16 protein-coding genes and 1 pseudogene are annotated in these 20,595 nt (G+C 62.6%); 5 read left to right on the forward strand and 12 right to left on the reverse strand.

The features are described 5' to 3' along the window. On the reverse strand, positions 1 to 159 hold the full coding sequence (locus RGV59_RS02880) for a YqaE/Pmp3 family membrane protein (RefSeq protein ID WP_010207008.1): 159 nt from the start codon (positions 157 to 159) through the stop codon (positions 1 to 3). Positions 160 to 341: 182 nt separating this feature from the next. Further along, positions 342 to 1,609: pseudogene (locus RGV59_RS02885) on the reverse strand (aspartate aminotransferase family protein). 209 nt (positions 1,610 to 1,818) lie between these two features. On the opposite strand from RGV59_RS02885, the gene RGV59_RS02890 reads away from it, so the two are divergent. Further along, positions 1,819 to 2,718 carry a LysR family transcriptional regulator gene (locus tag RGV59_RS02890; protein WP_017847836.1) on the forward strand — a complete coding sequence of 300 codons (900 nt, stop codon included), beginning with the start codon at positions 1,819 to 1,821 and terminating at the stop codon, positions 2,716 to 2,718. Positions 2,719 to 2,944: 226 nt separating this feature from the next. Here RGV59_RS02890 and RGV59_RS02895 read toward each other — a convergent pair whose 3' ends face one another. The 10 genes from RGV59_RS02895 to bioB form a co-directional block, all read right to left on the reverse strand. Next, on the reverse strand, positions 2,945 to 4,723 hold the full coding sequence (locus RGV59_RS02895; protein WP_046489107.1) for an acyl-CoA dehydrogenase C-terminal domain-containing protein: 1,779 nt from the start codon (positions 4,721 to 4,723) through the stop codon (positions 2,945 to 2,947). A gap of 122 nt (positions 4,724 to 4,845) precedes the next feature. After that, a complete protein-coding gene (locus RGV59_RS02900; RefSeq protein ID WP_046489105.1) occupies positions 4,846 to 6,615 on the reverse strand; it encodes an acyl-CoA dehydrogenase C-terminal domain-containing protein in 1,770 nt (589 codons plus the stop codon). Positions 6,616 to 6,705: 90 nt separating this feature from the next. After that, positions 6,706 to 7,995 carry a sensor domain-containing diguanylate cyclase gene (locus RGV59_RS02905; RefSeq protein ID WP_046489103.1) on the reverse strand — a complete coding sequence of 430 codons (1,290 nt, stop codon included), beginning with the start codon at positions 7,993 to 7,995 and terminating at the stop codon, positions 6,706 to 6,708. Positions 7,996 to 8,199: 204 nt separating this feature from the next. Next, positions 8,200 to 10,005, reverse strand: coding sequence for a phenylacyl-CoA dehydrogenase (locus RGV59_RS02910; RefSeq protein WP_322246867.1), 1,806 nt, complete (start codon positions 10,003 to 10,005; stop codon positions 8,200 to 8,202). A 249-nt stretch (positions 10,006 to 10,254) separates the two neighbouring features. Then, positions 10,255 to 10,536 (reverse strand): hypothetical protein, encoded by a 282-nt coding sequence (locus RGV59_RS02915; RefSeq protein ID WP_046489100.1) that lies wholly within the window; start codon positions 10,534 to 10,536, stop codon positions 10,255 to 10,257. Positions 10,537 to 10,640: 104 nt separating this feature from the next. Continuing rightward, positions 10,641 to 11,321, reverse strand: a complete 681-nt coding sequence (gene bioD / locus RGV59_RS02920; protein ID WP_017847842.1) for a dethiobiotin synthase — start codon at positions 11,319 to 11,321, stop codon at positions 10,641 to 10,643. Further along, positions 11,318 to 12,130, reverse strand: a complete 813-nt coding sequence (bioC, locus tag RGV59_RS02925) for a malonyl-ACP O-methyltransferase BioC (RefSeq protein WP_169881918.1) — start codon at positions 12,128 to 12,130, stop codon at positions 11,318 to 11,320. The genes bioD and bioC overlap by 4 nt, the downstream gene beginning before the upstream one ends. After that, a complete protein-coding gene (locus RGV59_RS02930; RefSeq protein WP_322246868.1) occupies positions 12,123 to 12,854 on the reverse strand; it encodes an alpha/beta fold hydrolase in 732 nt (243 codons plus the stop codon). The genes bioC and RGV59_RS02930 overlap by 8 nt, the downstream gene beginning before the upstream one ends. Continuing rightward, positions 12,847 to 14,028: an 8-amino-7-oxononanoate synthase gene (bioF, locus tag RGV59_RS02935; RefSeq protein WP_017847845.1), complete on the reverse strand. Its 1,182-nt coding sequence runs from the start codon at positions 14,026 to 14,028 to the stop codon at positions 12,847 to 12,849. The genes RGV59_RS02930 and bioF overlap by 8 nt, the downstream gene beginning before the upstream one ends. Before the next feature lie 154 nt (positions 14,029 to 14,182). Then, positions 14,183 to 15,238, reverse strand: a complete 1,056-nt coding sequence (gene bioB / locus RGV59_RS02940; protein ID WP_017847846.1) for a biotin synthase BioB — start codon at positions 15,236 to 15,238, stop codon at positions 14,183 to 14,185. 92 nt (positions 15,239 to 15,330) lie between these two features. On the opposite strand from bioB, the gene RGV59_RS02945 reads away from it, so the two are divergent. The 4 genes from RGV59_RS02945 to RGV59_RS02960 all read left to right on the forward strand — a co-directional run bounded on the left by RGV59_RS02945 (position 15,331) and on the right by RGV59_RS02960 (position 20,482). Continuing rightward, complete coding sequence (locus tag RGV59_RS02945) at positions 15,331 to 16,068, forward strand: ComF family protein (RefSeq protein WP_322246869.1); 738 nt, start codon at positions 15,331 to 15,333, stop codon at positions 16,066 to 16,068. A gap of 58 nt (positions 16,069 to 16,126) precedes the next feature. Beyond that, positions 16,127 to 16,891, forward strand: a complete 765-nt coding sequence (locus RGV59_RS02950) for a TOBE domain-containing protein (protein WP_322246870.1) — start codon at positions 16,127 to 16,129, stop codon at positions 16,889 to 16,891. A 90-nt stretch (positions 16,892 to 16,981) separates the two neighbouring features. Next, positions 16,982 to 18,880, forward strand: coding sequence for a PhoX family protein (locus RGV59_RS02955; protein WP_046489087.1), 1,899 nt, complete (start codon positions 16,982 to 16,984; stop codon positions 18,878 to 18,880). A gap of 627 nt (positions 18,881 to 19,507) precedes the next feature. Beyond that, positions 19,508 to 20,482 carry a serine/threonine protein kinase gene (locus RGV59_RS02960; protein ID WP_046489085.1) on the forward strand — a complete coding sequence of 325 codons (975 nt, stop codon included), beginning with the start codon at positions 19,508 to 19,510 and terminating at the stop codon, positions 20,480 to 20,482. Positions 20,483 to 20,595: the final 113 nt, after the last annotated feature.

Here is a 20,595-nt window from a genome sequence, read left to right on the forward strand (position 1 = left end):
TCAGCGTTTGGCGATGATGTACACCGCGTGAATGATGCCTGGGAAGTAACCGCACAAGGTCAGCAGAATATTCAGCCAGAACGCGCCGGCGAAACCCACTTGCAGGAATACACCCAGTGGCGGCAACAGAATGGCGATGATGATACGAATGATGTCCATGGGTTCAGCTCCTGAAAATCGGCTCGTGTGAGCCGTGTAGCTAATCGACCTTGGACGTTCGTGAGGGTTCAGTAGGATCTGGCACCGCGACCGTCGTTCGCTGCACAAAAAAAAACGCCCCCAGCCAAAAAAAACAAGCTGGGGGCGCCGCGTATACCGCGAGACGGTTCAGGAATAAGGGGTCAGACGGCGATGCCCTTGCGGCATTGCATTTGTGCGGTGCGTACCCGGGAAAAGGCGTGCCCCAGGCGCAGGAGCATTTCGTCGATGTTGCTTTTGCTCACCGTCAGGGCCGGAGTGAAGCGCAGGCAGTTGGGTTGCGGGGCGTTGAGGATCAGTCCTTCGTCCAGAGCCGCTTTTACTACGGCATCCGCAGAATCATCCGATAACGTCAGTCCCCACATCAGGCCGTGGCCGCGCAGTTGACCATGGCCATAGCGATAAGCCAGGCGAGCCAGACCTTCGCCGAGGTAACAACCAGACTCACGCACATGCTCGAAGAAGCCATGCCCCAGCACAGCATCGAGCACCGCCCCCCGGCGCAGGCCATCAGCGCATTGCCATGATGGGTGCCTTCCAACTCACCGACTTCAAAGCAACAAGCCTTGCCACGCGCCAGCAGTGCCGCCAGCGGTACACCACCGCCCAGGCCTTTGCCGAGCGCAATGATGTCGGCGCGTACACCGTACTGCTCTTCGGCGAGCAAGGTGCCGCAACGGCCGATGCCGGTTTGCACTTCGTCGAGGATCAGCAGAATGCCCAGCTCGCGGCACAGCCGCTCGACACCCTTGAGGTAATGCTCGGTCGCCGGGATGACGCCGGCTTCGCTCTGGATCGGCTCGAGCATGATGGCAACGGTTTGCGCATCAACGGCCGCGTGCAGCGCCGCCAGGTCGTTGAGCGGGACGTGGCTGAAGCCCGGCAGTTGCGGTTCAAAGCGGTTTTCACGGCTGCTCGCCGAGGCCGACATCGCCGCGAAGCTGCGCCCATGGCAACCGTTGCTGGCGCTGATGATGCGATGAGCACCGCCGCGATACAGCTGGCCCCACTTGCGCGCCAGTTTGATCGCCGCTTCGCAGGCTTCCGCGCCGCTGTTGAGCAAATACGCCTGGTCGCTGCCGGTGCGGTGGCACAGGCGGTCGACGAGGTTGAGTTGGGGACGGTTATGCAAGCCGTTACCGGGATTGATCAGCGCCTGGGCCTGATCGGCCAGGGCCCGGATCAATACCTGCGGGCTGTGGCCGAGGCTGTTGGCCGCGCAGCCCTGGCTGAAGTCCAGATAGGCGCGATCATCGCTGTCCCACAACCAGGAACCCTGGCCGCGCACAAAGACCTGCGGGGGGCGCGCTACGGTAGGCATCAGGCATCCACTGGGAAAATCTTCGCCACACGCATCCAGGATCAGGTCATCCAGACTGGCCGCCGAGCGGCGCAAATTGAACAGGTTCACACTTTTCCTCCCATGGCAACCATGCCGTGGTCGGTGTACCCCGCAAAACCTGCCTGGAGGTTTTTTGACTTGCCTATGCAAACACCATCAACATAAACGCTAATCATCGCCCGATCTGGCCCTGTAAGCCTTGTGGATAGGCGCTAGACTAGGCGTCTTGGGGGCCAACGGCCATTTCGATTTTCCAGCTTTTCCGATAAGAATTACTTATGGATTTTAAGCAACTGCGTTATTTCGTCGCGGTGTATGAGGAAGGCCACGTAGGCCGTGCCGCTGAGCGCCTGTCGATCTCCCAACCGGCCCTGTCACAGCAGATCCGCCAGCTCGAACAAAACCTCGATGTGAGCCTGTTCGAACGCAGCAGCAAGCGCCTGCTGCCGACCCTCGCGGCCCATACGTTATACAACCACGCCTTGCCGTTGATCGATGGCATGCAACAAGCCGTGGAGGCGTTGCGCAACTTCAAGGGCCAGGCATTGCGCACCTTGGCCATCGGTGTGTTGCAAACCGTACACACCAGCCTGGTGCCGCAGATGCTGGAGCGTGTGCGCAAGGCCCAGCCGCACCTGGTGGTGCAAATCTACGAACTGACCGGGCTGGAGATTGAACGGCGCCTGCTCAATGGCTCGCTGGACATCGGCATCAGTTACCTGCCGCCCCGCCAGCCGGGGTTGCACGGCGTGCTGCTGTATGAAGATGAGCTGAAGGTGGTCATCCCGGAGGATCACCCCCTGCGTGAATTCAAGAAAGTCTCCCTGACACAAGCGGCCGAGTTGCCGATGTTGCTGCTCGGGGAGGAGTTTCAGATCCGGCAGATCTGGCAGGGCCAGCTATCCAACCTCGGGCGGCGCCCGCAGGTGCAGGCGGAGTTGAATACCATGGTGGGGATTCTCGACAGCCTGCCGCATACCAAACTGGCCACGGTGCTGCCGGGACGTTCCCAGGACCAACACAACAGCCAGTCGCTGCTGTGGAAACCCTTGAGTGAACCGAGGGTGCCGCTGAAAGTCGGGTTGGTGTGCCGCGATGTGCAGCGCCAGCAAGCGACGTTGGCGCTGCTGCGCACCTTGCTGGAGGACGTGATGAACGCCCCGCAGGTGCCGGGCTGAGTTTTTCGCGGGCAAAAGAAAACCCCGCCGAAGCGGGGCTTTGCAGACTGTTTCCCTGACATCCATTTCACTCCGCCATCCTGGCAGAATCCTACGTGTCCGTGTTGTTGCTTTGCGCTTCCTGCGCGACGTCCATGTGAAGTAGATTATCCGTGGATCCAATTTGGCGATAGAGGACGATTAGCAGCACGTCATGTAAGAGAATGCTTACAAAGCCTCTACACCCTTAGAACAGGGCCTCATCCAGCAAGAACAGCGATTCGCTACCGGCTTTTACCGACGCGCTCAACGACTGAATACGCGGCAGCAGACGGGCAAAGTAGAAACGTGCGGTGCCCAGCTTGCTGGCGTAGAAACCTTCTTCGGCTTCTTTGCCCAGCGCCGCCTTGGCCATCCTTGCCCACATGTAGGCGTAGGCCATGTAACCGAATGCATGCAAATACTCCACCGAGGCCGCACCGATTTCATTCGGGTTGCTCTTGGCACGGTCCAGCACCCAGGCCGTCAACTCATCCAGGCTATCCACCGCGGCATTGAGCGGCGCGGTGAACTCAGCCAGCTCCGCGCCCGCGGTGGCGGTGAACTGGCGGATCTCGTCGGCGAACAGGGTGTAGAACGCGCCGCCGCTGCCGACAATCTTGCGTCCCATCAGGTCCAGGGCCTGAATGCCGTTGGTGCCTTCGTAGATCTGGGTAATGCGTACATCACGCACCAATTGCTCCTGGCCCCACTCGCGGATGTAACCGTGGCCGCCAAAGATTTGTTGGCCGAGTACCGTGGTTTCCAGGCCCAGATCGCTGAGGAATGCCTTGGCCACCGGGGTCAGCAAGGCCACCAGGTTATCCGCGCGCTCGCGGGCGGCGGCGTCTTCGCTGAACTTGGCGATATCCAGTTGCATCGCCACATATGTGGAGAATGCACGGCCGCCTTCGTTCGACGCCTTCATGGTCAACAGCATGCGACGCACGTCGGGGTGGACGATGATCGGGTCGGCGACTTTGTCCTTGGCCTGGGCACCGGTCGGCGCACGGCTCTGCAGGCGGTCGCGCGCATATTCAATCGCGTTCTGGTAGGACCGCTCACCGGACGCCAGGCCCTGGATGCCTACGCCCAGACGCTCGTAGTTCATCATGGTGAACATTGCCGCCAGGCCCCGGTTAGGCTCGCCCACCAGGTAACCCACGGCTTGGTCGAAGTTCATCACACAGGTCGCCGACGCTTGAATCCCCATCTTGTGTTCGATGGAACCGCAGCTCACCGGGTTACGCGCGCCCAGGCTGCCGTCGGCATTGACCATGAACTTCGGCACCAGGAACAGCGAAATGCCCTTCGGCCCCGCAGGCGCATCCGGCAGTTTGGCCAGGACCAGGTGGATGATGTTCTCGGTGAGGTCGTGTTCGCCGCCGGTGATGAAGATCTTGGTGCCGCTGATGGTGTAGGAACCGTCCGCCTGAGGCTCGGCCTTGGTGCGGATAATGCCCAGATCGGTGCCGGCATGCGCCTCGGTCAGGCACATGGAACCGGCCCACTTGCCGGAGTACATATTCGGCAGGTAGGTGGCCTTGAGTGCTTCACTGGCGTGGGTGTTGATCGACACGCAGGCGCCGGAAGTCAGCATCGGGTACAGGCCAAACGCCAGGCTCGACGAGTTGATCATCTCTTCGACTTGCGCCGACACCGCCTTGGGCATGCCCATGCCGCCAAACGCCGGATCGCCGCCTACGCCCACCCAGCCGCCTTCGGCGTAGGTGGTGTAGGCCTGTGGAAAGCCGGCCGGGGTGCTGACAACCGTGTCGGCCCAGCGGCAGCCCTGTTCATCGCCGCTGCGGCTGAGCGGGGCGATGGATTTGGCGGTGACTTTACCGGCTTCTTCGAGGATTGCCTCAACGGTTTCGGCGTCGACAGTGTCTGCCAATGCCGGCAATTGGGCCCAAAGTGTGGCGACCTCAAAAACTTCGTTGAGGACGAAGCGCATATCACGCAGCGGCGCTTTGTAATCAGCCATGGCAAACCTCGTGAGAACGTGAAAAGTAATTCGATAGGGTCGGTTTTACAGGCGCCGAGTGTACCCGAACAACTTTTCAGACACATAGGGTCCACTTTTGACTGATTGGTATTTTTAAGTCATCAGCCGCCGAATGCCTCCGCAGGCAGACTCATCAGGCACTCGCTGCCCGCTTGCACGGCAGCCCGATGGGTGGCAGTGCGCGGCAGCAGGCGCTTGAAGTAAAAGTCGCAGGTGGCCAGCTTGGCCTTGGCGAAGTCGGCATCGTCGTGGGTCTGCGCCGCGATCGCCATGCGCAGCCACAAATAGGCGAGGACGATGTAGCCGCTGTACATCAAGTAGTCCACCGCGGCGGCGCCCACTTCGTCAGGGTTTTTCATCGCGGCCATGCCGACCTCGGTCGTCAGCTCGCCCCATTGCCGGTTCAGTTGATCAAGCTGCGCCACATACGCCTTGAGCTGCGCATGCTCGGCATTCGCCTCACAGAACTTATGCACAATCCGGGTAAAACCGCGCAGCAGCTTGCCCTGGCTGCCCAACACCTTGCGCCCCAGCAAGTCGAGCGCCTGGATCCCGTTGGTGCCTTCGTAGATCGACGCAATGCGGCAATCGCGCACCAACTGCTCCATGCCCCACTCGCGAATAAAACCATGGCCGCCGAACACCTGCATGCCGTGGTTGGTCACTTCCAGCCCGGTGTCGGTCATGAAGGCTTTGCAGATCGGCGTGAGGAATGCCAACAGGTCTTCGGCCTCCTGGCGCTGGCCGGCGTCGCTGCTCAAGTGCGCGGTGTCGAGCAGTTGCGCGGTGAAATAGGTGAGCGCCCGGTTGCCTTCGTTGAACGCCTTCATGGTCAGCAGCATGCGCCGCACGTCGGGATGGACGATGATCGGGTCGGCGGCTTTTTCCGGGGCCTTGGCGCCGGTCAGCGCGCGCATTTGCAGGCGGTCGTTGGCGTACCTGATCGCGCCCTGGAAGCTCGCTTCGCCGTTGCACAGCCCTTGCATCCCGGTGCCGAGGCGCGCGTGGTTCATCATGGTGAACATGCAGTTGAGGCCTTTGTTCGCCTCGCCGATCAAAAAGCCCTTGGCCCCGTCGAAGTTCAGCACGCAGGTGGCCGAGGCCTTGATCCCCATCTTGTGCTCGATGGAGCCGCAATGCACCGCGTTGCGCTCGCCCGAATCGGCATGGAACTTGGGCACGATAAACAGCGAGATGCCTTTGGTGCCGGCCGGGGCGTCCGGCAGCTTGGCCAGCACCAGGTGGATGATGTTGGCGCTCAGGTCGTGCTCACCGGCAGAGATGAAGATCTTGCTGCCGCTGACCGCATAGCTGCCATCCGCCTGAGGCACGGCGCGGGTCTTGATCAGGCCCAGGTCGGTGCCGCAGTGGGCTTCGGTCAGGCACATGGTGCCAGTCCATTCGCCAGCGGTGAGTTTGCTCAGGTAGGTGGCTTTCTGTTCGGCGCTGCCGTGGGCGTGGATCGCCGACATCGCGCCGTGGGTCAGCCCCGGGTACATGCCCCAGGAGGTGTTGCTGGAGCCGATCATTTCGCTGAGCACCAGCCCCAGGGATTGCGGCAAGCCTTGACCGCCGTAGGCCGGGTCGGCTGCCACGCCGTGCCAGCCGCCTTGTACATACTGGGCGAAGGCTTCCTTGAAGCCCTTGGGCGTGGTCACCACGCCTTTGTCGAAATGGCAGCCTTCTTCATCGCCGCTGCGGTTGAGCGGCGCGAGCACGTTCTCGCAGAATTTCGCACCTTCTTCGAGGATCGCGCTGACCATGTCCGGGCTGGCGTCCGTCGCGCCAAGGGCGGCGTAGTGAGCGTGAAAATCAAACACGTTGTCGATCAGAAAGCGCATGTCGCGCAGGGGAGCTTTGTACTCAGGCATGGCAATGTCTCCGGCAGCAGATGGTTTCAACCTACTGCCGGCCACCGCCCCGGACAATCACTGTAGCGCCGCTGAATACAGCACCATCACTCAACCGGCAGCACTCTGCGTGCGTACCGCGCCACGGCGGTTTTGCCCGGCCGCAATCACGCAGTTACGCCCCGCGCCCTTGGCGGCATACAGCGCCTGGTCGGCGGATTTGAGCACCTCTTCGGAGGTGCGGTGCTCGGCCTGGCGCTCGGCCACGCCGATGCTGATGGTCACCGAGACACTCGACGCACCGCTGCCCGCGCGCCGCTGGCGACCTTGCAGGTCATCCTGCGGGCGGTCCGGGTTGCGCAGCTTGATGTCGTAGTTGGCGATGATCTCGCGGATTTCTTCCAGGTGCGGCATGCATTCATCCAGGGTCTTGCCGGCAAACACCACGGCGAACTCTTCACCGCCATAACGGTAGGCGCGTCCGCCGCCATTGACCTTCGACAGCTTGCTGGCGACCAGGCGCAGCACCTGGTCGCCGACATCGTGGCCATGGGTGTCGTTGAAGCGCTTGAAGTGATCGACGTCGCTCATCGCCAGCACATAGTTGCGCCCCAGTCGCTGCATGCGCTCATTGAGTGCGCGGCGCCCCGGCAGGCCGGTCAACTCGTCACGGAACGCCATCTGATACGCCTCGTGGGCCACCGCGGCCGCAATCATCAGCATCACCTGGCTGCACATGATGTTCAGGGTGAACGGCAGGATAAACGTCTGCGGCAACATCCAGAACAATCCCACCAGCCCCACCATCTGCGCCGCGTGCAGCGGGCGCGGCTGGTACCAGTATTGCGCCGCCAGGGTCAGGAAACCGATCAGGAACATCGGGTACGACAGCTGGATCAGGCTCATCCAGGCGCCATGCAGCGCCGGCCAGCGAATTTCCGCCAGCCAGTTCAGCAGCGCCTGGGGATAACTTTGCTCCAGCGCCAACGCGACGCTGCCGACCGCCAGCAGCACCGCACAGCGCGCGACAAAATCACGGAACAAGTGGGTTTTTTCCTGCCACAGCCCATAGAGGCCGAACAGCAGCGGCAGCAACAGGCAGCACAAGTGGAACACCACCGCGGCGTCTTCGCGCACGCGGCCGTTGTCGCGGTAGTAGTCGGTCTGGGTGTCGAGCAGGAAGTAGGCGATGTACACCGTGATCATCAGGAACAGTTCACGCTGGCGACGATAGACCGCGCAATACGAACCGCCGAGCAACAGCACCAGGGTCGGCAACACGTTGAACAGCGAGGTGAAGAAGACGTTGAGGTCCTTGACATACGCAGCCGAGAGCCCGGCCAGTAACAGCAGCAATGAAGGGAGGAAATGACTGAAACGTAAAGCGGACGCGCGTGACAAGGGTAAAACTCCGACCCGCCAGGAATGATGGCACTGTGCCTTACTCCAGACAGTTAAACATACCCTGCCCGGCCTGTATCACATTGCCATCACTGTAACGGCAGCCAATCGCAATCCCTGAGCGCCCCGCTGCGTTTTTTCTCGGCAAAAAAAAACCGTCGCCCCCAACAGGAGCGACGGTTTTTCAAGTGGGCTCGGTGAGGCTTAGTAAGCCAGGCCGAAGTCCTCTTCTTTCATGTCCATCAGGTTGTTGGCGCCCGACAGCATGGTGGCCATGTGAGTACGGGTACGCGGCAGGATGCGCTGGAAGTAGAAGCGCGCGGTCTGCAGCTTGGCGGTGTAGAACGCCGCTTCGCTGGTGCCGGCGGCCAGTTTTTCGGCCGCCAGGCGTGCCATGTCGGCCCAGAAGTAAGCCAGGCAGGCGTAACCGGAGTACATCAGGTAGTCCACCGACGCGGCACCGACTTCTTCACGGTCTTTCATCGCCGCCATGCCAACCTTCATGGTCAACTCGCCCCACTCTTTGTTCAGCGCGGCCAGCGGTGTCACGAACTCTTTGACCGCTTCGTTGCCTTCGTTGGCCTGGCAGAACTTGTGGACGATCTTGGTGAAGCCCTTCAGCGCTTCGCCTTGGGTCATCAGTACTTTACGGCCGAGCAGGTCCAGCGCCTGGATGCCGGTGGTGCCTTCGTACAGCATCGAAATGCGGCTGTCGCGCACGTTCTGCTCCATGCCCCACTCGGCGATGAAGCCGTGACCGCCGTAGATCTGCACGCCGTGGTTGGCGGACTCGAAGCCGACTTCGGTCATGAACGCCTTGGCGATCGGGGTCATGAAGGCCAGCAGGCCATCGGCCTGTTTCTTGGCTTCGTCGTCGGTGCCGTACTTGACGATGTCCACTTGCTTGGCGGTGAAGTACACCATCGCACGGTTACCTTCGGCGAAGGCTTTCATGGTCAGCAGCATACGGCGCACGTCGGGGTGGACGATGATCGGATCGGCCGCTTTGTCCGGCGCTTTCGGGCCGGTCAGGGAACGCATTTGCAGGCGATCGCGAGCGTATTTCAGGCCGCCCTGGAAGCCGATCTCGGCGTGGGCCAGGCCTTGCAGCGCGGTGCCCAGGCGAGCGGTGTTCATAAAGGTGAACATGCAGTTCAGGCCTTTGTTCGCCGGGCCGATCAGGAAACCGGTGGCTGCGTCGAAGTTCATCACGCAGGTGGCGTTACCGTGGATGCCCATCTTATGTTCCAGGGAACCGCAGGTCACCGCGTTGCGCGCACCGATCGAGCCATCGGCGTTCGGCAGGAATTTGGGCACGATGAACAGCGAGATGCCTTTGGTACCGGCCGGTGCGTCCGGCAGGCGGGCCAGGACGATATGGACGATGTTGTCGGCCATGTCGTGTTCGCCGGCCGAGATGAAGATCTTGGTGCCGGAGACTTTGTAGGTGCCGTCGGCCTGAGGTTCGGCCTTGGTGCGCAGCATGCCCAGGTCGGTGCCACAGTGAGGCTCGGTCAGGCACATGGTGCCGGTCCATTCGCCCGACACCAGCTTGGTCAGGTAGGCGTCTTGTTGCTCGGGGGTGCCGTGCTCGGAGATGGTGTTCATCGCGCCATGGGACAGGCCTGGGTACATGCCCCACGACCAGTTGGCTTCGCCGACCATTTCGCTGACCGCCAGGCCCAGGGATTCCGGCAGGCCTTGGCCACCGTGCTCCACGTCATGGGCCAGGCTCGGCCAGCCGCCTTCAACGAACTGTTTGTAGGCTTCTTTGAAACCAGTAGGGGTCTTAACGCCTGACTCGCTCCAGGTACACCCTTCGATGTCACCCACGCGGTTCAACGGTGCCAGTACTTGCTCACAAAACTTGGCGCCTTCTTCGAGAATGGCGTCAACCATGTCCGGAGTAGCGTCCTGGCAAGCCGGCAGGCTTTGATAATGCGCTTCATAGCCGAGCAGTTCGTCACGAACGAAGCGAATATCACGCAAGGGGGCCTTGTAGTCAGGCATAGCGATAAACCTCTGCTGATGTGTCTGGGATGAACAACCGCGTGGGATTTGTTATGGCGGTCAAACAGGTGTTTGAAACATACGTTTACCACCTGGGGATGTCAAGCGTCGTCCCGCTGCCGTTTGTCATGACACCGCTCAAGAGCGCGCACGACGATGCCTGCGGCGAGGCGCCACAAGGGTTATCGGGAAAAAGGCGAAGGTGCAGGCGCGAGCGGTGTGCCTGGCACACCGCGTTGCTTCAGGGGGTCAGGCGAAGGTGTCGATCAACGTGCCGAGCATTTCATCGGAAGCCTTGGCGACTTTCGCGCCCAGCTCCACCTGAAACTTGCCTTGGGCCATTTCGACCATATTGCTCGCCGAGTTGGTCGGCTGGGCGCGGTCATTGGCCCGTAGCAGGTCGCTCTGGGCGTCCGACGGCTGGGTAGTGGCGGTGCTGGCAATCCTGCCGGCGGCCTGGTCGACGCGGCTCTGCCCGGTTTGAATGGTACTCAGGCCTGAATAAAACGCACTGCTGCCAGAGATTTCCATGGCGTGGACCTGCTGAGAGAATCGTGAAGTTGAATTGAAACAGACATCCTGGCAAAAGGCCCGTCAAAAACGCTAATGGCATAATGCCTTATCGATAGCCAAAATCAGTCAAGCAAGTCCAAGTGCAGGTACTCAGCCACCGCGTCGCTGCTGGCGTGCTTGAGTTTGGGCACCCGGCCCAGGCACGGCGCGGGCAAGCGTTCGGCCAGGGTGGCGAGGTTTTCTTCCAGACGAGAGGTCTTCGGCTCGATGATATTCGCCACCCAACCGGCCAGCGGCAGGCCATCGCGTGCGATCGCTTCGGCGGTGAGCAGGGCATGGCTGATGCACCCCAGGCGCACGCCCACCACCAGGATCACCGGCAATTGCAGCGCCATGGCCAGGTCGGACAGGTTGTCCTGGTCGGCCAACGGCACGCGCCAGCCGCCCGCGCCTTCGATCAGGGTGAAATCCGCTTTTCGCGCCAGGATCTGTTGCATGGGTTTGAGCAGCGATTGCACCGTCAGCGCAACGCCCGCCTCGCGCGCAGCCAGGTGCGGCGCGATGGCCGGCTCGAACGCCACCGGGTTGACCTCGGCATAACTCAACGGCAACGAACACTCGGCCAGCAGTGCCAGCGCATCGGCGTTGCGCAAGCCTTTGGCGGTGACCTGGCAACCGGAAGCCACCGGCTTGCCGGCGGCGGTGCTTTTGCCGGCCAGGCGCGCGGCATGCAGCAGGCCGGCGGCGATGGTGGTCTTGCCGACATCGGTATCGGTGCCGGTGATGAAATAAGCGGCGTTCATAGAGGTTTCTCCAGTACGGCGTACACCACTTGGTAGGTGGCCGGCAGGCCCTGGGCCTGGCGGAACTGCTCGTAGGCGTCGATCAGTGCAACAATCCGCGCGCGGCCCGTCAACCCTCCCGGCCGCCCCGGGTTGAGATTGTGCGCGCCAAGCGCTTTCAATTCGTGGGTCAGGCTGCGCACATCCGGGTAATGCAACACATGAGCACGCCGCTCCAGGCTCCGCACCTTGAAGTCACTGGCCGCGCACAGCTGTTGATAGGCTTCGAAGCTGCGGAAGCGGTTGACGTGGACCCGCCCGTCCACCGCCCGCCAGCTTTCGCGCAACTCGTCCAATGTGCCCACGCACAAGCTGGCGAACGCCAGCACGCCGCCCGGCTGCAGCACGCGATGGGCTTCGCTGAGCACCGCCGCGAAATCCGCGCACCATTGCACCGCCAGGCTGGAGAAAATCAACCCGCAGCTGGCCGCCTGCAACGGCAGGCGCTCGGCGTCACCGGCGATGAAATGCTGCGCGCCGCCCAACGGCCGCGCATGGTCGAGCATGCCTTGGGCAATATCCAGCGCCACGCCTTGGCCGGCCGGCAGCCGTTCGCCCAGCACGCGGCTGAAATAACCGGTGCCGCAGCCCATGTCCAACCAGCGCTGCGCACTGCAGGCCGGCGGCAGACGGGTCAGCAATTCATGCCCCACCGCGCGCTGCAACTCGGCCACGCTGTCGTAACTGGCGGCGGCACGGGAAAAGGAGGCCGCCACCTGGCGCTTGTCCGGCAACGCGCCTGGCAGGCAGGCATGGGCTAAATCAGTCATCAACGCACTCGTGCAAAAAAGCCTGGATGGCCCCCGCTACACCGTGGGGGTCCTCCAGGAGAAAAGCGTGGCCGGCCTGTTCAATCAGGCCGATTTCGACATCGGGCAGCAGGCTCAGCAGGTCGCTGGCGGCTTCGGCGGGCACCAATTCATCCAGGCCCGCGAACAGGTGCAATTGCGGGCCGCGGAAGGCCACCAAGGCGTCGCGGGTATCCAGTTGGGCAAGCAGCTCGAGGCCGCTCATCAACACGTCCGACGGCGTCTGTGGTGCCGCGCTGGCCAACAGACGCGCCAAGCCGCGCGGGTCCGCGGCGCCTTTGGCGCACAACAGGCCGAAGCGCTTGAGGGTGACCGGGGCGTCGGCGTGGCAACCGGCGAGGAACGCCTCGAAGGTTGCGCCGGGCATCGCGTTCGGCCAGCCATCACGGGCGACGAAACACGGGTTGCTCGCCAGGGTCAGCAACCCACAACAACGCTCGCCGCGCCGCGCGGCCAGCTCGGAAGCGAGCATGCCGCCCAACGACCAGCCACCGAGCCAGGCGTTGTCCGGCAGGCTCGCGTCGAGTTCGTCGAGCCATTCATCCAGGTCGCTGGAGGCCAACGCCGGCAACGGCTCGACCTGTACGCGCAGGTGTTCGTTCAGGCCGTGCAGGGCGGCGACCAACGGTTCCAGCGGCGACACGCCGAGGCCCCAGCCGGGCAGCAGGATCAAGCGATCACGCATGGTCGGGCTCCGTCGTACCGGACAAGCGGAAACACGCTTCCAATGCGTTTAACAATAGCTGCACCTGCGCCGCGCTGTGGGCCGCGGTCAGCGTCACGCGCAAACGGGCGCTGCCGGCGGGCACGGTGGGCGGGCGGATCGCGGTGACCATCAGGCCGCGCTCGCGCAACATCCGCGACAACGCCATGGCCTTGGCACTGTCGCCGATCAGGATCGGCTGAATCGGCGTGAAGCTGTCCATCAGCGTCAGGCCGATCTGCTCGGCGCCGTGACGGAACTGGCGGATCAGGCCGTTGAGGTGCTCGCGCCGCCAATGCTCGGTGCGCAGCAGCTCCAGGCTTTTCAGGGTGGCGCAGGCCAGGGCCGGGGGTTGGCTGGTGGTGTAGATGTAGGGCCGGGCGAACTGGATCAGGCTTTCGATCAAGTCATCACTGCCCGCGACAAAGGCGCCAGCAGTGCCGAACGCTTTGCCCAGGGTGCCGACCAGCACCGGCACATCCGCCTGGCTCAGGCCGAAATGCTCGACGATACCGCCGCCGTTCGCGCCCAACGGGCCGAAACCATGGGCGTCGTCCACCATCAACCAGGCGCCTTTGGCCCGCGCTTCACGGGCCAGCGCCGGCAAGTCGGCGAGGTTGCCGTCCATGCTGAACACGCCATCGGTGACCACCAGGGTATTGCCGGTGGCTTTCTCCAGGCGCTTGGCCAGGCTGGCGGCGTCGTTGTGCAGGTAGCGATTGAAGCGCGCCCCGGACAGCAGGCCGGCATCCAGCAATGAAGCATGGTTGAGGCGGTCTTCCAGCACCGTATCGCCCTGCCCCACCAGCGCCGTGACCGCGCCGAGGTTGGCCATGTAACCGGTGGTAAACAACAACGCACGCGGGCGTCCGGTGAAGTCGGCCAGGGCTTCTTCCAGCGCATGGTGCGGCGTGGCATGCCCGACCACCAGGTGCGAAGCGCCACCGCCCACGCCCCAACGGGACGCACCGGCACGCCAGGCCTCGATCACCTGCGGGTGATTGGCCAGGCCCAGGTAATCGTTACTGCAGAACGCCAGTAACGGTTGACCGTCCACCACCACTTCCGGGCCTTGCGGGCTGTCCAGCAGAGGGCGTTGGCGGTAAAGGTGTTCGGCACGACGGGCAGCGAGACGCGCGGCGAGATCGAAAGACATGCAGGCCTCGGCAGATCAGAGAAATGTAAGACAGGGCGCGATCCCCTGTGGGAGTTGGCTTACCTGCGATAGCGGCAGGACTGTCACCACCGAAGTGTCAGAAAGACCGCTATCGCAGGCAAGCCAACTCCCACATTTGGATCGCCGTGGTGCTTTAAACCGCGGCGTTGTAGAACTGCTCGCTGCTTTTCTGTTCCACCAACGCTTGCTCGATCGCCGCCTGGTGGACTTCGTCGGCGTGCTCTTCCCGCGCTTCCGGCAAGATGCCCAGGCGCGAGAACAGTTGCATGTCCTTGTCGGCCTGCGGGTTGGCGGTGGTCAGCAGTTTGTCGCCGTAGAAGATCGAGTTGGCGCCAGCAAAGAACGCCAGGGCCTGCATCTGCTCGTTCATCGCCTCACGGCCGGCCGACAGGCGCACATGGGACTGCGGCATCAGGATGCGCGCCACCGCCAGCATGCGGATAAAGTCGAACGGGTCGATCTCCTCGGCGTTTTCCAGCGGCGTGCCGGCCACCTTCACCAGCATATTGATCGGCACCGATTCCGGATGCTCCGGCAGGTTGGCCAGCTGGATCAGCAGGTTGGCGCGGTCGTCGAGGGACTCGCCCATGCCGAGAATGCCGCCGGAGCAGATCTTCATCCCCGAATCGCGCACATAGGCCAGGGTTTGCAGGCGCTCGGCGTAGGTGCGGGTGGTGATGATCGAGCCGTAGAACTCCGGCGACGTGTCGAGGTTGTGGTTGTAGTAGTCGAGGCCGGCCTGGGCGAGGGCTTCGGTCTGGTCCTGGTCGAGACGGCCGAGGGTCATGCAGGTTTCCAGGCCCATGGCCTTCACGCCTTTGACCATCTGCAGCACGTAGGGCATGTCTTTGGCCGACGGATGTTTCCACGCCGCGCCCATGCAGAAGCGGGTCGAACCGATGGCCTTGGCGCGGGCCGCCTCTTCGAGGACCTTCTGCACTTCCATCAGCTTTTCTTTTTCCAGGCCGGTGTTGTAGTGGCCCGACTGCGGACAATATTTGCAATCTTCCGGGCAGGCGCCGGTCTTGATCGACAGCAGGGTCGACACCTGCACACGGTTCGCATCGAAATGCGCGCGGTGTACGGTCTGCGCCTGGAACAACAGGTCATTGAACGGTTGCACGAACAGTGCTTTGACTTCGGCCAAGGACCAATCGTGACGCAGGGTGGCAGTGGTGCTGGCGCTCATGGGCGATTCCTTGATTATGCTTTGGCAAACGCTGCGGGAAGGGCAATACCCACAGGCACGACACGGATGCTCGGCATATTTAAGGAAGATTCATGCACTGTCAACCTGGATACAAACACCAAGTTTACATATGGTCAAAAAACGTACAGTACTGTTTAATCTGCGATGAAGCCACTGAGTCGGCCGATTGTGTGTGCAACGCCTGCGAAACCGAGCTGCCCTGGCTGATGGAGCAGTGCGAGGTCTGCGCCCTGCCCCTGCCGCTGGACGGTCTGATCTGCGGCCAATGCCAGAAACACCCGCCAGCCTTTAAACAGGTCATTGCCGCCTGGCGCTACAGCTTCCCCGTCGATAGCCTGATCAGCCGCTTCAAGCATCAGGCGCGCTGGCCCCTCGGGCATCTGCTGGGGCGCTTGCTGGGACGCCATCTGCAACACCGCTTCGACAACGCCGAACTGCCGCGCCCCGACTGCCTGCTGCCGGTGCCCATGGCGCGCAAACGCCTGCGCGAGCGCGGTTATAACCAGGCGTTGATGCTGGCACGCTGGCTCAGCGCCGAACTGCACATTGCCTACAATGAACACCTGTTGTTACGCCCCAGTGAAACCGTCGCGCAACAGGCGCTCGACGCCAAGAGCCGCCAACGCAACCTGCGCGGCGCCTTCAGCCTGGCGCGTGGCATGGCGGTACAGGACCGCCACTTTGCGCTGGTCGACGACGTGCTCACCACCGGTGCGACCGCCCATAGCCTGGCACGTCTGTTGATGGAGGCCGGAGCGCGGCAGGTCGACGTGTACTGCCTGGCGCGCACGCCCAAACCGGGTGCCTGACTTGACTCCGGCCGGCCTTGCCCGCAACGTTCCGCTCATCTCATCGAAGCGTAACCCCATGTCTCTGCCGACCTCCCTCAGCCAACACATCATCCGTCGCCCGCAGCGCATCGCTTTGCTCGCGCATATCGCCGAGCAGGGCTCGATCACCCGCGCGGCGAAAAGCGCCGGCTTGAGCTACAAAGCGGCCTGGGACGCCATCGACGAACTGAACAACCTCGCGCAAAAACCGTTGGTGGAACGCAGCGTCGGCGGCAAGGGCGGCGGCGGCGCCAGGCTGACGGCCGAAGGCGAGCGCGTGCTGCGCCTCTATCAGCGCCTGCAAGTGTTACAGGCCGAAGTGCTCGGCTCGGACGAAGCCGCCAGCGACTTCAACCTGCTGGGCCGCCTGATGCTGCGCACCAGTGCGCGCAACCAACTGCATGGCCAGGTCGTCGCCATCGAGCGTCATGGCCGCAATGATCTGATCCGCCTGCAACTGGCCGGCGGCCTGAGCCTGAGCGCGCAGATCACCCACGACAGCACGCAACGGCTGGAGCTGGAAGCCGGTGTCGAAGTGGTCGCCCTGATCAAGGCCGGCTGGCTGGAGGTGTGTGCCAGCCAGCACCCAGAAACACCTGGACACAATTGCCTGATCGGCAACGTCGACGTCATTCTCGACGCCGAGGACGGCCCCAGCGAAGTGCGAATCGCCCTGCCCAACGGCCAGGTACTTTGCGCCCTGGCCCAGCCCCACGCGCTCAAGGCCCTGGGTGCCGCCGAAGGCCAGCCGATCCAGGTGCAATTCGCGCCGAGCAATGTATTGCTCGGCACGCCCGTCTAAGCGCCGGGCCTGCTGCGCCCGCCGTCAAACTGCAACAATTTCGTCATGCCCGCTCCTTATGGTGTCTGCAAAAACCGCAGGGAGCCTGACATGAGCCTATTAGAAGAAAACCAAGCCACCGACCTCGAACAGATGGTCGGCCTCACCCGCCGCCGCTTCATCGGCGCCGGTGCCCTGTGCGGAGCCGCGATGTTCCTCGGCGGCAACCTGCTGACCCGCAGCGCGCTGGCCGTGAACGCCGCCAACGCCAGCCCGCTGCTGGGGTTCGCCAGCATCGCCGCTGCCACCAGCGACAGCATCACCCTGCCGCCCGGCTACAGCGCCTCGGTGCTGATCAGTTGGGGCCAGCCGCTGCACAAGAATGCCCCGGCGTTCGACCCGTCCGGCAACGGCACGGCCAAGGCCCAGGAGCAGCAGTTCGGTGACAACAACGATGGCATGAGCCTGTTCGCCTTCCCCGGCGACGACAACCGCGCGCTGATGGCGATCAATAACGAATACACCAACTACCGCTACCTCTTCGCCCACGGCGGCGCGCCGCAATCGGCCGAAGACGTGCGCAAGGCCCAGGCCAGCGAAGGTGTGTCGGTGATCGAAGTGCGCCGCCAGGGCGACACCTGGCAGTTCGTCCAGGACTCGCGCTACAACCGGCGCATCCACGGCAACTCGCCGATCCGCCTGAGCGGCCCGGCGGCCGGCCATGACTGGCTGAAAACCAGCGCCGACAAATCCGGCAAAAAAGCCCTCGGCACCTTCCAGAACTGCGCCAACGGCAAGACGCCGTGGGGCACTTATCTGACGTGCGAAGAGAACTTCACCGACTGCTTCGGCAGCAGCAACCCACAACAAACCTTCGACGCCGGGCAAAAGCGCTACGGCGTGGTGGCGGCGAGCAAAGAGATCAACTGGCACCTGCACGACCCGCGTTTCGATATGGCCAAGAATCCCAACGAACTCAATCGCCATGGCTGGGTGGTGGAAATCGACCCGTTCGACCCGCACTCCACCCCCGTCAAACGCACCGCCCTCGGCCGCTTCAAGCATGAAAACGCAGCCCTCGCGGAAACCCGCGACGGCCGCGCCGTGGTGTACATGGGCGACGACGAGCGCGGCGAATTCATCTACAAGTTCGTCAGCCGCGACCCGATCGACCACCAGAACCCCAAGGCCAACAAAGACCTGCTCGACCATGGCACGTTGTTTGTGGCGATCTTCGACGCTGGCGACGGCAACGCCGACCACCCCAAGGGCAACGGCCAGTGGGTCGAGTTGACCCATGGCAAGAACGGCATCGACGCCAGCACCGGTTTCGCCAGCCAGGCCGAAGTGCTGATCCATGCACGCCTGGCTGCCAGTGTGGTGAAAGCCACGCGCATGGACCGCCCGGAATGGATCGTGGTCAGCCCCACCGACGGCCAGGTCTATTGCACCCTGACCAACAACGCCAAGCGCGGCGAAGACGGCCAGCCGGTCGGTGGGCCCAACCCACGCGAGAAAAACGTCTACGGCCAGATCCTGCGCTGGAAGCCCAACGCCGATAACCACGGCGCCGCCGATTTCACCTGGGATCTGTTTGTGGTCGCGGGCAACCCCGGCGTGCATGCCGGTACGCCGAAGGGCGGCTCGTCGAACATCAACCCGCAGAACATGTTCAACAGCCCCGATGGCCTGGGTTTCGACAAAGCCGGGCGCCTGTGGATTCTGACCGACGGTGACTACAGCAACGGCGGCGACTTCGCCGGCATGGGCAATAACCAGATGCTCTGCGCCGACCCCAACACTGGGGAAATCCGCCGTTTCATGGTCGGGCCGGTGGCGTGCGAGGTGACGGGGATCAGCTTCTCGCCGGATCAGAAGACCTTGTTCGTGGGGATTCAGCATCCCGGCGAAACCGGTGGTTCGACGTGGCCGGAGCATCTGCCCAATGGCAAGCCGCGTTCGTCGGTGATGGCGATTCGGCGGGATGATGGTGGGATCGTGGGCGCCTGACAGACCGCTATCGGGGGCAAGCCCCCTCCCACATGTTGATTTGTGAATACCTTCAACTGTGAGAGGGGGCTTGCCCCTGCCACATGTTGAGTTGTGAATACCTTCAACTGTGGGAGGGGCTTGCCCCTGCCACATGTTGAGTTGTGAATACCTTCAACTGTGAGAGGGGGCTTGCCCCTGCCACATGTTGAGTTGTGAATACCTTCAACTGTGAGAGGGGGCTTACCCCTGCCACATGTTGATTTGTGAATACCTTCAACTGTGGGAGGGGGCTTGCCCCTGCCACATGTTGATTTGTGAATACCTTCAACTGTGAGAGGGGGCTTGCCCCTGCCACATTTTGATTTGTGAATACCTTCAACTGTGGGAGGGGGCTTACCCCTGCCACATGTTGATTTGTGAATACCTTCAACTGTGAGAGGGGGCTTGCCCCTGCCACATGTTGATTTGTGAATACCTTCAACTGTGAGAGGGGGCAAGCCCTCTGCCACATTTTGATTTGTGAATACCTTCAACTGTGGGAGGGGGCTTGCCCCCGATAGCAATGGCACAGCCGCCCCCTATCTCAAGCCCGGTGCGTTACCATACCCGGCCGGACGCGGCGCCCTGCTGCGCGCAGGAGTTCGCATGGCCCATCCGTTTGAAACACTCACCCCCGACCTGGTGCTCGATGCTGTCGAAAGTATCGGCTTCCTCAGCGACGCACGCGTATTGGCGCTCAACAGCTACGAAAACCGTGTGTATCAAGTGGGCATCGAAGACGCCGAGCCGCTGATCGCCAAGTTCTACCGGCCGCAGCGCTGGACCAACGAAGCGATCCTCGAAGAACACAGCTTCACCTTCGAGCTGGCCGAGTGTGATGTGCCGGTGGTCGCGCCGATGATCCATAACGGCTCAAGCCTGTTCGAACACGCCGGGTTCCGCTTCGCCCTGTTCCCGCGCCGTGGCGGCCGGGCGCCGGAGCCGGGCAATCTGGACCAGCTCTATCGCCTTGGCCAGTTGCTCGGGCGCTTGCACGCGGTCGGCGCGACCCGCCCGTTCGAACACCGCGAAGCCCTGGGCGTGAAGAACTTCGGCCACGACTCCCTGACCACCCTGCTCGAAGGCAACTTCATTCCCAAAAGCCTGCTGCCGGCCTACGAGTCCGTGGCCCGCGACCTGCTCAAGCGTGTGGAAGAGGTGTACAAGGCCACGCCGCACAAGAACATCCGCATGCACGGCGATTGCCACCCCGGCAACATGATGTGCCGCGACGAGATGTTCCACATCGTCGACCTCGATGACTGCCGCATGGGCCCGGCCGTACAGGACCTGTGGATGATGCTCGCCGGCGACCGTCAGGAATGTCTGGGCCAGCTGTCGGAGTTGATGGACGGCTACCAGGAGTTCCACGATTTCGACCCACGCGAACTGGCGCTGATCGAACCGCTGCGGGCCCTGCGCCTGATGCACTACAGCGCCTGGCTGGCGCGGCGCTGGGATGACCCGGCGTTCCCCCACAGCTTTCCGTGGTTCGGCAGTGAGCGGTATTGGGGTGATCAGGTGTTGGCGTTGCGCGAACAGTTGTCGGCGCTCAACGAAGAACCGCTGAAACTGTTCTGACGGCGTTGCTTCCTGTGGGAGGGAGCAAGCCCCTCCCACATAAAGCACTGCAGGCCCCACGAGCGGACAAATATCCTTACAATCGCGCTTTGTTAGCTGCCTAAGCAAGGATT

It is taken from the genome of Pseudomonas sp. FG1 (assembly GCF_034313875.1).
GTDB lineage: Bacteria > Pseudomonadota > Gammaproteobacteria > Pseudomonadales > Pseudomonadaceae > Aquipseudomonas > Aquipseudomonas veronii.